This is a genomic window from Blastococcus sp. OS1-29 (genome assembly GCF_057628075.1).
Genome location: NZ_JBXXJK010000004.1, coordinates 431,552 through 444,220 on the forward strand (window position 1 = coordinate 431,552; position 12,669 = coordinate 444,220).

The following is a 12,669-nucleotide window of genomic DNA, read 5'->3' on the forward strand; positions in this document are numbered from 1 at the left end:
GGGCGTCACCGACGTGACGACCGCTACCAAGGTCAGCATCAAGCCGCTGGAGGACCGGGTCGTGGTCCAGGCCAACGAGGCCGAGACCACCACCGCCTCCGGTCTGGTCATTCCGGACACCGCCAAGGAGAAGCCCCAGGAGGGCACCGTTGTCGCCGTCGGCCCCGGCCGCATCGACGACAACGGCAACCGCGTTCCGCTCGACGTGAACGTCGGCGACGTGGTCATCTACTCGAAGTACGGCGGCACCGAGGTCAAGTACGCCGGCGAGGAGTACCTCGTGCTCTCCGCCCGCGACCTGCTCGCCGTCGTGGAGAAGTGACCTCTCCTCGCTAGCACCACCGCACTCTCCGACCGCCCCGGGCGACCCGAACTCGGGTCCCGGGGCGGTCGTCTTTCCCCGCACCACTGATCGAGAGGTCCCACATGCCCAAGATCATCAAGTTCAACGAGGACGCCCGGCGTTCCCTCGAGCGCGGCGTCGACAAGCTCGCCGACGCGGTCAAGGTGACGCTCGGCCCGCGCGGCCGCAACGTCGTCATCGACAAGAAGTTCGGCGCCCCCACGATCACCAATGACGGCGTCACCATCGCCCGGGAGATCGACCTCGACGACCCGTACGAGAACCTCGGCGCGCAGCTGGCCAAGAGCGTCGCCACCAAGACCAACGACGTCGCCGGTGACGGCACCACCACCGCCACCGTGCTGGCGCAGGCGCTGGTGCACGAGGGCATGCGCAACGTCGCCGCCGGCGCCAACCCGATGGCGCTGGGCCGCGGCATGCGTGCCGCCGTCGACGCCGTCCACGCCGCGCTCGACAAGGCCGCCATCCCGGTCACGGAGCGCACCGCGATCGCCGGCGTCGCCACCATCTCCGCGCAGGACGCCGAGGTCGGCGAGCTCATCGGCGAGGCGTTCGAACGGGTCGGCAAGGACGGGGTCATCACCGTCGAGGAGAGCAACACGATGTCCACCGAGCTCGACGTCACCGAGGGCGTCCAGTTCGACAAGGGCTATCTGTCGCCGTACTTCGTCACCGACTCCGAGTCGATGGAGGCGGTCCTCGACGACGCCCTCGTCCTGCTGGTCAGCGGCAAGGTCGGCGCGCTCGCCGACCTGCTCCCGCTGCTGGAGAAGGTGCTCTCGACCGGCGGCCGCCCGCTGCTGATCGTCGCCGAGGACGTCGAGGGCGAGGCGCTGTCCACCCTCGTCGTCAACTCCATCCGCAAGACGATCAAGGTCGCCGCGGTGAAGTCGCCCTTCTTCGGCGACCGGCGCAAGGCGTTCATGGCCGACCTCGCCGTCGTCACCGGCGGTCAGGTCGTCAGCGAGGACGTCGGTCTCAAGCTCGACCAGGTCGGCCTCGAGGTGCTCGGCACCGCCCGTCGGGTCACCGTCACCAAGGACGACACCACGATCGTGGACGGCGGCGGCACCAAGGACACGATCGGTGACCGGATCACCCAGATCAAGCGCGAGATCGAGGCGACCGACTCCGACTGGGACCGCGAGAAGCTGCAGGAGCGGCTGGCGAAGCTCGCCGGCGGCATCGGCGTCATCCGGGTCGGCGCGGCCACCGAGGTCGAGCTCAAGGAGCGCAAGCACCGCATCGAGGACGCCATCGCGGCCACCCGTGCGGCGGTCGAGGAGGGCGTGATCCCCGGCGGCGGTTCCGCGCTGGTGCACGCCGTCTCGGCCATCGACGCGCTCGACCTGTCCGGTGACGAGCTGACCGGTGCCCGCGCCGTCCGCTCGGCGCTCGACGCCCCGCTCGCGCGGATCGCGGAGAACGCCGGCTTCGAGGGCCGCGTCGTCGTCAGCAAGGTGCGCGACCTCGGCGTCGGCCAGGGCTTCAACGCCGCCAGCGGCGAGTTCGGCGACCTGGCCAAGCAGGGCGTCATCGACCCGGTCAAGGTCACCAAGGCCGCGCTCGGCAACGCCGCCTCGATCGCGGCGATGGTGCTCACCACCGACTCGGCCGTGGTCGAGAAGCCCGAGGAGGAAGAGCACTCGCACGGCGCCGGGCAGCACACCCACGGCCACTCGCACGGCGGGGGGCACGGCCACTCGCACTGAGCCGCCGTCCGGAATGATCAGGGTCCCTGATCATTCCGGGTCCTCCCCCCTGGTCGACGGCGGGGGAGGACCCAGAACGGTGGGGTAGGACCTCCCAGCGGGGACGAACGACGAGGGCGGGTTCCGGATCATCCGGAACCCGCCCTCTCGGCGTCTGTGCGGGAGTTACACCCCGGCGGCGACCCGCTCGGGCTCGGCCGCGATCAGCCGGGCGCGCTCCTCCTCGCTCATGCCGCCCCAGACCCCGTAGGGCTCGCGGACCGACAGTGCGTGCTTGAGGCAGGCGTCGAGAACCGGGCACCGGGCGCACACGGCCTTGGCGGCGTTCTGTCGCCGGGCGCGCGCCGGACCTCGCTCGCCGTCGGGATGAAAGAAGAGGGACGTGTTCTCGCCACGGCAGGCTCCGTGGAGCTGCCAGTCCCAGACCTCGGCAACAGGTGTCGGAAGCCTGCGAATGTCGGCCATCTCTCCTCCAAGGCTCGGCGCGAGCCGGAGGGGGCTGTCCGGCTGCTGAAGCCCCCGGTGCCCTCGCCCTCACATGCCCAAACACGTCGTGATCGCAACTTTTTGGTTCGAGTTGCGAAATCACGCTCCTCACCCCCGGGGGTGAGGGCGGGTGTTGTAGCCCGATCGTGTCGATCAAGCTCGGAACAGGTCGTAGCGGAACCGGGAGGGGGAGAAACCCGGATCCGCGCGCGACCGGTGCAGTGGGTGGGGGTTTCCCGGCTCCGGGAGCCCCCACCACTGCACCGTCGGCCGGGTGTTCCCCGGTCGACCGGGCCCGGCGGCTGGCGCCCCGGGGACAGCGAGGAGCAGGCCTTGATCGACGACAGGATGCGTGGCCCCGGCCAGGGCGCCACCAACGTCTGGGTGTACGACGAGCGCCGGCGCGTCCGGGACGACGTCGCCTCCCGCCTGGTCGCCCTGCCCTTCGTCGGCCGGGTCGAGGTGGTGGCCGACGCCGCCAGCCTGATGTCCCGGCTCGCCACCCGCATGCCCGACGTCCTCATTGTCGGCACCCAGCGCGCGGTCGACACAGGCCTGAGCGCTGCGACCCAGGCGCTGCGCGCCCACCCGGGTCTGCCCGTGCTCGTGCTCGGTGCACCGGACGACGCGGAGAGCGTGCGCGCTGCCGTGGCGTTCGGGGCGCGCGGCTACCTGCGCTGGGACGCCAGTCCGATCGAGATGGGCCTCGGCCTGTCCCGTCTCGGCCTGCGTGCCGAGGGCGGTCGCATCCCGCAGCAGGTCGCGCCCGCTCCCGCGTGGAGCGGCGCCGCCCCGCTGGCCGGCTCCGCGCCGACCACGGTGCGCTCGACCGTGCGCGAGGCCGCGCCGGTCGCCGCCCTGTCGATGCGCGAGATGCAGGTGCTGACCGGGATGAGCCAGGGCAAGAGCAACGCGCAGATCGGGCGCGAGCTCTACCTGTCCGAGGACACCATCAAGACCCACGCCCGGCGGCTGTTCCGCAAGCTCGGCGCCAAGGACCGCGCCGAGGCCGTCGCGACGGGTTTCCGCCGCGGCATCATGAGCTAGTCGATCGTCTCGAGATCGACACACGAGGGCCCTCTCCCGAATCGGGAGGGGGCCCTCGGTGTGTGTTGATCATGAAGTTGCAGGGTGGGATGGTGGCCCGATGAGCGGTTGCTGCGACCCCCGAGGCTGCGACCGGATGTTCGGGTCGCGGTTCGCGAGGCGTATGGCCGCCCGGTACCGCAAGAGGGGGCTGGCGGCCACCGAGCGGGCCATCGTCGACCTGATCGCCCAGCGCGGCGTGCAGGGCGCGACGGTGCTCGAGATCGGCGGCGGGGTCGGGGAGATCCAGCTCGAGCTGCTGCGGCGCGGTGCGGCCTCGGCGACCAACCTCGAGCTCTCGCCCGCCTACGAGGCCGAGGCGGCGGCGCTGATCGAGGAGTGCGGCTTCGGCGGCCGCGTGCATCGCCGGCTCGTCGACATCGCGACGGACCCGGGCGCGGTCGAGCCGGCCGACGTCGTCGTCCTGCACCGGGTGGTGTGCTGCTACCCCGACGCCGCGAAGCTCCTCGGCGCGGCCGCGGACCACGCCCGCACCCAGCTGGTGTTCAGCCACCCGCCACGCAACGCCGTCTCGCGGGCGGTCGTGGCCACGCAGAACCTGATCTTCGGCATCCTCGGCCGCGATTTCCGCACCTTCGCCCACTCGCCCGAGACCATGCTCGCCGTCCTCGCCCAGCACGGGCTGGAGCTGAGCGGGCGGCACAGCGGCCGGGTGTGGCAGGTGGCCGCGGTCAGCCGGTGATCAGTCGTCCCGGGCGTGGCGGCCGCCGCTGCCGTGCCGGCCGCTGGGCTCGTCGTGCTCGGCGTGCGCAGCCACGCCGTCGGCGTACCCGCTCGCGTAGTCCCAGCTGACGTAGTCGTCCGGGTCCGGGTCGAACGGCGGCTCGTGCCGCCCCGTCTGGCCCTCCTCGAGCAGCTGCTGGAGGTTGGCCTGCATCAGGGCCCAGTCGACGTGGTGCTCCTCGTCGCAGTCGGGGCAGTCGACCACGATGCCCTTGATGCCCGTCGGCTCCAGCAGGGTGCGGAACACCTCGAGCTCGGCGAGGTCGTCGAGGACGCCGGCCCGTTCCTCCATCGTGAGCGGGGGCGGGCCATCGGGATCGGCCGGACCGAAGTCGGGTCCGGAGGCGTCGTCGAACGGGGTCACGGCCTCCACGGTAGTAGCACGACAGGGATCACACCGGCGCTGTCACGCCCGCCGCCTACGATCGAGGTGGTCTTCCGGCGTCCGGCGAGGGACGCCGACCGGAGTCCGACCCGATCCTCCGAAGGGTGGCCACCGCCATGCAGCCCGACTCCGTGCCCGAGCTGCCGGCGAAGTTCGCCCCGCTCGGGCTCACCTACGACGACGTCCTGCTGATCCCGGGTGCGTCCGACATCGTCCCCGCCGAGGTCGACACCAGCACCCGCCTGACGCGGCGGATCCGCCTGGCGGTGCCCCTGCTGTCCAGCGCGATGGACACGGTGACCGAGGCGCGGATGGCCATCGCCATGGCACGCGTGGGCGGCGTCGGCATCCTGCACCGCAACCTCGCGGCCGAGGAGCAGGCCGGTCAGGTCGACCTGGTGAAGCGGTCCGAGGCCGGCATGGTCACCAACCCGATCACCTGCTCGCCCGACAACACCCTCGCCGAGGTCGACGCGTTGTCCGGCCGCTACCGCATCTCCGGTGCCCCCGTGGTCGACGGTGACGGCGTCCTCGTCGGCATCGTCACCAACCGCGACATGCGCTTCGAGACCGACCAGAACCGGCTCGTCCGCGACGTGATGACGCCGATGCCGCTGGTGACCGCGCCGGTGGGTGTGGACCCCGACACCGCGCTGGAGCTGCTGAAGCAGCACAAGATCGAGAAGCTGCCGCTGGTCGACGACGGCGGGCGGCTGCGCGGCCTGATCACGGTCAAGGACTTCGTCAAGCGCGACCAGTACCCGCACGCCACCAAGGACGGCGACGGCCGGCTGGTCGTCGGCGCGGCCATGGGTGTGGGCGAGGACGCCTACAAGCGCGCGGGGCTGCTCGTCGAGGCCGGTGTCGACGTCCTCGTCGTCGACACCGCGCACGGTCACCAGCGGGCGGTGCTCGAGATGGTGTCCCGGGTGAAGCAGGACTTCGGTGGGGACGCCGGGGTCGAGGTCGTCGGCGGCAACATCGCGACCCGAGCCGGTGCCCAGGCCCTCATCGACGCCGGCGCGGACGCGGTCAAGGTCGGCGTGGGTCCGGGCTCCATCTGCACCACTCGCGTCGTCGCGGGCGTCGGCGTCCCGCAGGTGAGCGCGATCTACGAGGCGTGGCAGGCCGCCGGGCCGGCCGGTGTACCGGTCATCGCCGACGGTGGACTGCAGTACTCGGGTGACATCGCGAAGGCACTGGTCGCCGGTGCGGACACCGTGATGATCGGCGGGCTGTTCGCCGGGGTCGAGGAGGCCCCGGGCGAGCTGGTCTTCGTCAACGGCAAGCAGTACAAGACCTACCGGGGCATGGGTTCCCTCGGCGCCATGCAGAAGCGCGGCAACCAGTCGTTCAGCCGCGACCGCTACTTCGCCGACGACGTGCTCTCCGACGACAAGCTCGTGCCCGAGGGCATCGAGGGCCAGGTGCCCTACCGCGGCCTGCTGTCGGGCGTCGCGCACCAGCTGGTCGGCGGCCTGCGGGCGTCGATGGGTTACGCGGGCGCCGCGACCATCGCCGAGCTGAAGGAGCGCGGCCAGCTGACCCGCATCACGTCGGCCGGGCTGGTCGAGAGCCACCCGCACGATATCCAGATGACCGTCGAAGCTCCCAACTACCGGGGTCGCTGACCATGAGCGCACGCGACACCGTGGAGATCGGGCTCAACCGGTTCGCCCGACGCGGGTACGACCTCGACGAGGTCTCGATCGTCCCCTCCCGGCGGACCCGCGACGTCGACGACGTCTCGACGCACTGGCAGATCGACGCGTTCCGGTTCGACATCCCGCTGGTCACCAGCCCGTCGGACGCCGTCGTCAGCCCGGCCACCGCGATCGCCGTCGGTCAGGCGGGCGGTCTCGGGGTCCTCAACGCCGAGGGACTCTGGGCGCGCTACGAGGACCCGCTGCCCGCCTACCGGAAGGTGCGCGACGCCGCGGCCGCCGGTGCGCCCCCGGTGTCCGTCGTGCAGCAGGTCTACTGCGAGCCGGTGAAGCCCGACCTCGTCGCGGCCCGGATCAAGGAGATGCGCGACGCCGGCGTCACCACCGCCGTCCGGGTGTCGCCGCAGCACACCCTCCAGCTCGCCCCGACGATCCTGTCCGCGGGCGTCGACCTGCTGGTCATCCAGGGCACGATCGTCTCGGCCGAGCACGTGACCACGCAGGGCGATGCGCTCAACCTCAAGGAGTTCATCGCCGACCTCGACGTCCCGGTGATCGTGGGCGGGGCGGCGAACTACCAGACCGCCCTGCATCTGATGCGCACCGGCGCGGCCGGCGTCATCGTCGGCGTGGGCGCCGACAGCTTCTCCACCGGCGACGCGGTGATGGGCATCCGGGTGCCGCTGGCCAGCGCCATCGCCGACGCCGCAGCGGCCCGCCGCGACTACCTCGACGAGACCGGCGGCCGGTACGTGCACGTGATCGCCAACGGCCGGATCGAGACCAGCGGCGCGATCGCCCGGGCCCTGGCCTGTGGTGCCGATGCCGTCCAACTGGGGGAGCCGCTGCGGATCGCGGCCGAGGCACCCGGTGGCGGCGTGTGGTGGGACTCGGTGGCCGCCCACCCGCGGCTGCCGCGGGGCGGGACGTCGGCCCCGGTGGCGCCGGTCGGCACGCTGGAGCAGGTGCTGCTCGGGCCGGCCGAGACCGCCGACGGGCGCACCAACCTGTTCGGCGCCCTGGCCCGCACGATGGCCAAGACGGGCTACCGCGACCTCAAGGAGTTCCAGCGGGTGGATCTCGTCATCGGTGGTCAGGCGGACTGATGGACTTCCCGACCGTTCTCGTCGTCGACTTCGGCGCCCAGTACGCGCAGCTGATCGCGCGCCGGATCCGCGAGGCCGGCGTCTACTCCGAGATCGTGCCCAGCGACGTCCCGGCCGCGGAGATCGTCGCGCGCAAGCCCGCCGCGATCGTGCTGTCGGGCGGCCCGTCGAGCGTCTACGCGCCGGGCGCCCCGCAGGTCGACGCCGCGCTGTTCGAGGCGGGTGTCCCCGCGTTCGGCATCTGCTACGGGTTCCAGGCGATGGCGCAGAGCCTCGGCGGCACCGTCGCGCACACCGGCGACCGGGAGTACGGCGGCACCCCGCTGACCGTCACCACCGGCGGCCGGCTGTTCGGGACGCTGCCGGTGGAGCAGTCGGTCTGGATGAGCCACGGGGACGCCGTCGCCGAGGCACCGCCCGGCTTCACCGTGACCGCGACCTCGACCGGGGCGCCGGTGGCGGCGTTCGAGGACGTCGACCGCAAGCTCGCCGGCGTGCAGTTCCACCCCGAGGTGCGGCACACGGCGCACGGCCAGACCGTCCTCGAGCACTTCCTCTTCGACATCGCCGGCCTCGAGCCCACCTGGACGATGGCCAACGTCGTCGAGGAGCAGGTGGAGCGGATCCGCGAGCAGATCGGCGAGGGCCGGGCGCTGTGCGCGCTGTCCGGCGGGGTCGACAGCGCGGTCGCGGCGGCGCTGGTGCAGCGGGCGATCGGTGACCGGCTCACCTGCGTCTACGTCGACCACGGTCTGATGCGCGAGGGGGAGACCGAGCAGATCGAGCGGGACTTCGTCGCCGTCACCGGCGTCGACCTGCGGGTGGTCGGCGCCCGCGAGCAGTTCCTCACCGCGCTGGCCGGGGTCGCCGACCCCGAGGAGAAGCGGAAGATCATCGGCCGCGAGTTCATCCGGGTGTTCGAGCAGGCCGCCCTCGACGTCGTCGGCGACGCGAAGGCGCACGGCGACACCGTCGACTTCCTCGTGCAGGGCACGCTCTACCCGGACGTCGTCGAGTCCGGTGGCGGCACCGGGACGGCGAACATCAAGAGCCACCACAACGTCGGCGGGCTGCCCGAGGACCTGCAGTTCACCCTCGTCGAGCCGTTGCGGACACTGTTCAAGGACGAGGTCCGCGAGGTCGGCGTCCAGGTGGGCCTCCCCGAGGCGATGGTCTGGCGCCAGCCGTTCCCCGGCCCCGGGCTCGGCATCCGGATCGTCGGCGAGGTGACCCAGGAGCGGCTCGACGTCCTGCGCAAGGCGGACGCGATCGTCCGGGCCGAGCTCACCGCGGCCAAGCTGGACCGTGAGATCTGGCAGTGCCCGGTGGTGCTGCTGGCCGACGTCCGCTCGGTCGGTGTGCAGGGCGACGGGCGAACCTACGGGCACCCGATCGTGCTGCGCCCGGTCTCCAGCGAGGACGCGATGACCGCCGACTGGACCCGGTTGCCCTACGACCTGCTGGCGAAGATCTCCACGCGGATCACCAACGAGGTGCCCGAGGTCAACCGCGTGACGCTCGACGTCACGAGCAAGCCGCCCGGCACCATCGAGTGGGAGTAGTCGAAGGGCCCGGGGAGCGGTTGCTCCCCGGGCCCTTCGTCCTTCCACCCCCGGCGTGTGGTGCCTACCGCCGGTGGCGGGCCTTGCGGAGTTCGGAGACCAGCAGCACGATGCCGGCTCCGACGAGGAGGACCCAGACGAAGCCGCCGCCGCGCCAGAGACCGAACGGCAGGTCGACGCCGGTCATCAGCACGATCGCCAGGACGACGAAGAACACTCCGGGGATCAGCGCGGCGAGGTCGACGCCCCGCCGCGGCGGGGGAGCGTCCTCGGTGGACAGCGGTGTGACCGCCTCCCACTCCGCTGCCTGCCGTTCCTGCCAGCCGGTCGGGGTGGTCGGGAACTCGCTGTAGTCAGCCACGGGACACCTCCACGTCTCCTGCGCCGCTGTGGACGACGATGTCGAACTCGGCGCGGCCGTCGTCGACCCACGAGCCGGTGCCCGTGCCGGGGAAGAAGCCGCTGTCGGCGGATCCCTGGCCGAACACGTCGACGTTGCCGATACCGCTGTCGATGCTGAGCCGGACGTCGGAGTCCGACGGCACCAGGATGTGCAGGTCACCGAGTCCGTGCTCGATGCGGGTGCTGATCGGCCCGCTCAGGTTGCTGACGTCGACGCGGGTCAGGTCGACGGTCATGTCGCCGGCGCCGTTGCGGTAGACGTCCTGCACCTGGGTCGCGGTCGCGGGCATGAAGGTGCGGTCGCCGATGCCGCCACGGAAGCCGTGGACGTCGTTCCACGGCATCGTCGAGGCCACCGCCAGGGCGAGCGACAGGACGATGCCCAGCGCGATCAGGCCGCCGCGGGCCCGTCGTCCGCCGGTGAACGCGGCGGCGATCAGTCCGAGGCCGACGACCAGCAGGGCGGTGCCGAGGAAGCCGCGGGGTCCCAGGTCGAAGCCGGAGAAGCGGTTGATCAGGGCGAGCCCGCCGACGACGATCAGCAGCGCCGCGACGGTCATGCCCGGAACCGGCGAGCGCGGACCGGGCGGCGCCTTCACGCGCGGTTCGGCCGGCGCGCCGTAGTAGCTCGGGCCGGCCGGCATCAGCAGCCACAGCAGCAGGTAGACGAGCACGCCGGCGCCGCCGGCCAGTGCCAGGGCGACGAAGCCCACGCGCCACAGCAGGGCGTCGATGCCGGTGTATTCGGCCAGGCCGCCGCTGACGCCGCCGAGGATCTTGTCGCTGCGGCTGCGGCGCAGCTGCGGACGGGCGGGCGGACCGGGCGGCGGCGGGGGCGGAGGCTGCCAGGCCGGTGGGTCCAGCGGCGGGGGGCTGGGTGGTGGGGCCGCGGGGGGCGGTGCGGATGTCATGGCCAGAAGCCTGCCGATCCGCCGTCCCGGAAGCCATCAGGGAAGGCCCCCATCCGACCCTGGTTCCTCAAGGGGGGTGATCACCGGTGTCGGCCGTGGTGGGCGCGGTGCGACCATCGTCATCGTGACCACCACTGCGACCGGCGCATCCCCCGGCGTCACGGCTGCGCGGCCGCCGCTCGTGCGCCCGCGGTCGGGGCGGCTGCTGGCCGGGGTCGCGACCGGCACCGCGTCGCACCTGCGGATGGACCCGCTGATCGTGCGCGTGGCCTTCGCCGTCCTCGCGACGACCGGGATCGGGATCGTCGTCTACGGCCTGCTCTGGCTGACCATGCCGGTCGCCGCGCCGGGCGAGGAGCCGGTGCCGGGAACGGTGCAACTGGGCGCCGGAACCGGCCGCCGGCAGCTGGCCGTCCTGGTGGTCCTCGGGATCGCCGCATCGGCGGCGATCGGCCAGATCGTGCAGACCGGCGGCGCGCTGCTGCTGCCGCTCATCCTGGTCGCCGCCGGCCTGGCCGTCGTCTGGCGGCAGCTCGATACCGACCGCACCCTCGCCGTCCCGGGCGTTCGGTGGGCGCTCGCCGGCGGCGTGGTCCTGGCGGCCGGGGGCGTGGTCCTGCTCCTGGCCACGACCGGTCAGCTGGCCAACGCGCGCAACGGGTTCGCCGCGACCCTGGTGATCCTCATCGGCGTCGTGCTCGTGACGGCGCCGATCTGGCGCCGGCTGCTGGACTCCCGCGGCGACGAGCGCGCGGCCCGGATCCGCAGCGAGGAGCGCGCCGCGGTGGCCGCGCACCTGCACGACTCGGTGCTCCAGACCCTCGCCCTCATCCAGCGGCATGCCGACGACCAGCAGGCGGTCAGCCGGCTCGCCCGCGGCCAGGAGCGGGAGCTGCGCGCGTGGCTGTACGACCCGAAGGTCGTCCGCGAGGGCGGCACGTGGGCCGGGCTGGTCGCCGGGATGGTGGCCGACGTCGAGGCCGACCACGCGCTGATCGTCGACCCGGTCGTCGTCGGCGACGCCCCCATCGACGAGGAGCTCGCCGCCCTCGGCGCGGCCACCCGCGAGGCCCTGGTCAACGCCGCGAAGCACTCCGGGGCCACGGCGGCCGACCTCTACACCGAGGTCACCCCCGAGCGGGTCGCCGTCTTCGTGCGCGACCGCGGCAAGGGGTTCGATCCCGGAACGGTGCCCGACGACCGCCGGGGGCTGCGCGACTCGGTGAGCGGCCGGCTGACGCGGCTCGGCGGCACCGCGGAGGTCCGGTCGGCGCCGGGGGAGGGGACCGAGGTGGAGCTCGTACTGCCCAGGAGCGCCGCATGAGCGGGCCGAGGGTCTTCGTCGTCGACGACCACGCGATGGTCCGCGCCGGGGTGCGCGCCGAGCTCGGGGACGACGTCACGTTCGTCGGCGAGGCACCCGACGTCCCGGCCGCCGTCGAGGGCATCCGGGCGACGCTGCCGGACGTCGTCCTCCTGGACGTCCACCTGCCCGGCGGCGGAGGACGTGCCGTGCTGGAGACCCTGCGCGCCGAGCTGCCCGAGGTGCGGTGGCTGGCGTTGTCGGTCTCCGACGCCGCCGAGGACGTCATCGCCGTCATCCGCGCCGGGGCGAAGGGCTACGTCACCAAGACCATCTCCGGACCCGACCTGCTGGACGCCGTCCGCCGGGTGGCCGACGGCGACGTCGTCTTCAGCCCTCGGCTGGCCGGTTTCGTGCTCGACGCGTTCGCCGCCGGGGCACCGACCGCGCCCGCGGAGGAGGAGGCGACCGACCCGGGTCTGGACCTGCTGAGTGCGCGCGAGCGCGAGGTGATGCAGCTGCTGGCCCGTGGCTACACCTACCGCGAGATCGGGTCGCGGCTGTTCATCTCGGTGAAGACGGTGGAGTCGCACGCCTCGAACGTGCTGCGCAAGCTGCAACTGTCCAACCGCAACGAGCTCACCCGCTGGGCGGCGACGAACCGTCTGCTGTGAAGTGCTCGGCCAGCCGCTGGGCGTAGTAGGTCTCCCACGCCTGGTCGAGTTGCTGCTCGGTCACCTCCTTGTCCAGCAGGACGAGCAGGTAGACCAGCTCGCTGCGCACGGGGACGCGTCCGAGGTGCTGCGGCAGCTCCGAGAGCCGGATCAGCCAGTCCGCGTACCAGGACGCCCAGTCCGCGTCCTCGCCGTCGGTGATCCGGTAGACGCGGTGGTGGGTCTCCGCCGCCTCGTGCAGCAGGCCGGCGATGGCGTCGACGTCCATGG

Annotated in this window: 14 protein-coding genes; 9 read left to right on the forward strand and 5 right to left on the reverse strand. The window is 72.5% G+C overall.

Annotated features, from left to right (window positions below):
• Positions 1-13 precede the first annotated feature (13 nt).
• Complete coding sequence (gene groES / locus AC2H4J_RS13225; RefSeq protein WP_014377938.1) at positions 14-322, forward strand: co-chaperone GroES; 309 nt, start codon at positions 14-16, stop codon at positions 320-322.
• 104 nt (positions 323-426) lie between these two features.
• Entirely contained in the window at positions 427-2,076 is a 1,650-nt protein-coding gene (gene groL / locus AC2H4J_RS13230) for a chaperonin GroEL (RefSeq protein ID WP_487465331.1), read from the forward strand.
• Between the two features lie 165 nt (positions 2,077-2,241).
• On the opposite strand, the gene AC2H4J_RS13235 is transcribed toward groL, so the two are convergent.
• Positions 2,242-2,541, reverse strand: a complete 300-nt coding sequence (locus AC2H4J_RS13235) for a WhiB family transcriptional regulator (RefSeq protein WP_487465332.1) — start codon at positions 2,539-2,541, stop codon at positions 2,242-2,244.
• A gap of 354 nt (positions 2,542-2,895) precedes the next feature.
• On the opposite strand from AC2H4J_RS13235, the gene AC2H4J_RS13240 reads away from it, so the two are divergent.
• On the forward strand, positions 2,896-3,609 hold the full coding sequence (locus AC2H4J_RS13240) for a response regulator transcription factor (protein WP_487465333.1): 714 nt from the start codon (positions 2,896-2,898) through the stop codon (positions 3,607-3,609).
• A 163-nt stretch (positions 3,610-3,772) separates the two neighbouring features.
• Positions 3,773-4,351 carry a class I SAM-dependent methyltransferase gene (locus AC2H4J_RS13245; RefSeq protein ID WP_487465334.1) on the forward strand — a complete coding sequence of 193 codons (579 nt, stop codon included), beginning with the start codon at positions 3,773-3,775 and terminating at the stop codon, positions 4,349-4,351.
• On the opposite strand, the gene AC2H4J_RS13250 is transcribed toward AC2H4J_RS13245, so the two are convergent.
• Entirely contained in the window at positions 4,352-4,756 is a 405-nt protein-coding gene (locus AC2H4J_RS13250; RefSeq protein WP_487465335.1) for a DUF5319 family protein, read from the reverse strand.
• A 125-nt stretch (positions 4,757-4,881) separates the two neighbouring features.
• Between AC2H4J_RS13250 and guaB the strand changes: the two genes are divergently transcribed.
• Genes guaB through guaA form a run of 3 tightly spaced genes read left to right on the forward strand, consistent with a single transcriptional unit; the run spans position 4,882 to position 9,109 of the window.
• The gene (guaB, locus tag AC2H4J_RS13255; protein WP_487465336.1) at positions 4,882-6,408 is read left to right on the forward strand and encodes an IMP dehydrogenase; all 1,527 of its coding nucleotides are present in this window, start codon (positions 4,882-4,884) and stop codon (positions 6,406-6,408) included.
• 2 nt (positions 6,409-6,410) lie between these two features.
• The gene (locus AC2H4J_RS13260) at positions 6,411-7,547 is read left to right on the forward strand and encodes a GuaB3 family IMP dehydrogenase-related protein (protein WP_487465337.1); all 1,137 of its coding nucleotides are present in this window, start codon (positions 6,411-6,413) and stop codon (positions 7,545-7,547) included.
• Positions 7,547-9,109: a glutamine-hydrolyzing GMP synthase gene (gene guaA / locus AC2H4J_RS13265; RefSeq protein ID WP_487465338.1), complete on the forward strand. Its 1,563-nt coding sequence runs from the start codon at positions 7,547-7,549 to the stop codon at positions 9,107-9,109. The genes AC2H4J_RS13260 and guaA overlap by 1 nt, the downstream gene beginning before the upstream one ends.
• Positions 9,110-9,173: 64 nt before the next feature.
• On the opposite strand, the gene AC2H4J_RS13270 is transcribed toward guaA, so the two are convergent.
• Together AC2H4J_RS13270 and AC2H4J_RS13275 are read right to left on the reverse strand one after the other, a co-directional pair.
• The gene (locus AC2H4J_RS13270; RefSeq protein WP_487465339.1) at positions 9,174-9,470 is read right to left on the reverse strand and encodes a hypothetical protein; all 297 of its coding nucleotides are present in this window, start codon (positions 9,468-9,470) and stop codon (positions 9,174-9,176) included.
• Positions 9,463-10,422, reverse strand: coding sequence for a PspC domain-containing protein (locus tag AC2H4J_RS13275; protein WP_487465340.1), 960 nt, complete (start codon positions 10,420-10,422; stop codon positions 9,463-9,465). Before AC2H4J_RS13275 ends, AC2H4J_RS13270 begins: the two co-directional genes overlap by 8 nt.
• 124 nt (positions 10,423-10,546) lie before the next feature.
• Here AC2H4J_RS13275 and AC2H4J_RS13280 point away from each other — a divergent pair, with 124 nt between their 5' ends.
• On the forward strand, positions 10,547-11,746 hold the full coding sequence (locus AC2H4J_RS13280) for an ATP-binding protein (RefSeq protein WP_487465341.1): 1,200 nt from the start codon (positions 10,547-10,549) through the stop codon (positions 11,744-11,746).
• Positions 11,743-12,399 carry a response regulator gene (locus AC2H4J_RS13285; protein ID WP_487465342.1) on the forward strand — a complete coding sequence of 219 codons (657 nt, stop codon included), beginning with the start codon at positions 11,743-11,745 and terminating at the stop codon, positions 12,397-12,399. The genes AC2H4J_RS13280 and AC2H4J_RS13285 overlap by 4 nt, the downstream gene beginning before the upstream one ends.
• Here AC2H4J_RS13285 and AC2H4J_RS13290 read toward each other — a convergent pair.
• On the reverse strand, positions 12,365-12,667 hold the full coding sequence (locus tag AC2H4J_RS13290) for a hypothetical protein (RefSeq protein ID WP_487465343.1): 303 nt from the start codon (positions 12,665-12,667) through the stop codon (positions 12,365-12,367). The genes AC2H4J_RS13285 and AC2H4J_RS13290 overlap by 35 nt on opposite strands.
• Positions 12,668-12,669: the final 2 nt, after the last annotated feature.

Coding starts and splice junctions, on each gene's coding strand:
- groL (WP_487465331.1), top strand. CDS start 427: ATGCCCAAGATCATCAAGTTCAACGAGGACGCCCGGCGTTCCCTCGAG.
- AC2H4J_RS13235 (WP_487465332.1), bottom strand. CDS start 2,541: ATGGCCGACATTCGCAGGCTTCCGACACCTGTTGCCGAGGTCTGGGAC.
- AC2H4J_RS13245 (WP_487465334.1), top strand. CDS start 3,773: ATGGCCGCCCGGTACCGCAAGAGGGGGCTGGCGGCCACCGAGCGGGCC.
- AC2H4J_RS13260 (WP_487465337.1), top strand. CDS start 6,411: ATGAGCGCACGCGACACCGTGGAGATCGGGCTCAACCGGTTCGCCCGA.
- guaA (WP_487465338.1), top strand. CDS start 7,547: ATGGACTTCCCGACCGTTCTCGTCGTCGACTTCGGCGCCCAGTACGCG.
- AC2H4J_RS13275 (WP_487465340.1), bottom strand. CDS start 10,422: ATGACATCCGCACCGCCCCCCGCGGCCCCACCACCCAGCCCCCCGCCG.
- AC2H4J_RS13285 (WP_487465342.1), top strand. CDS start 11,743: ATGAGCGGGCCGAGGGTCTTCGTCGTCGACGACCACGCGATGGTCCGC.
- AC2H4J_RS13290 (WP_487465343.1), bottom strand. CDS start 12,667: ATGGACGTCGACGCCATCGCCGGCCTGCTGCACGAGGCGGCGGAGACC.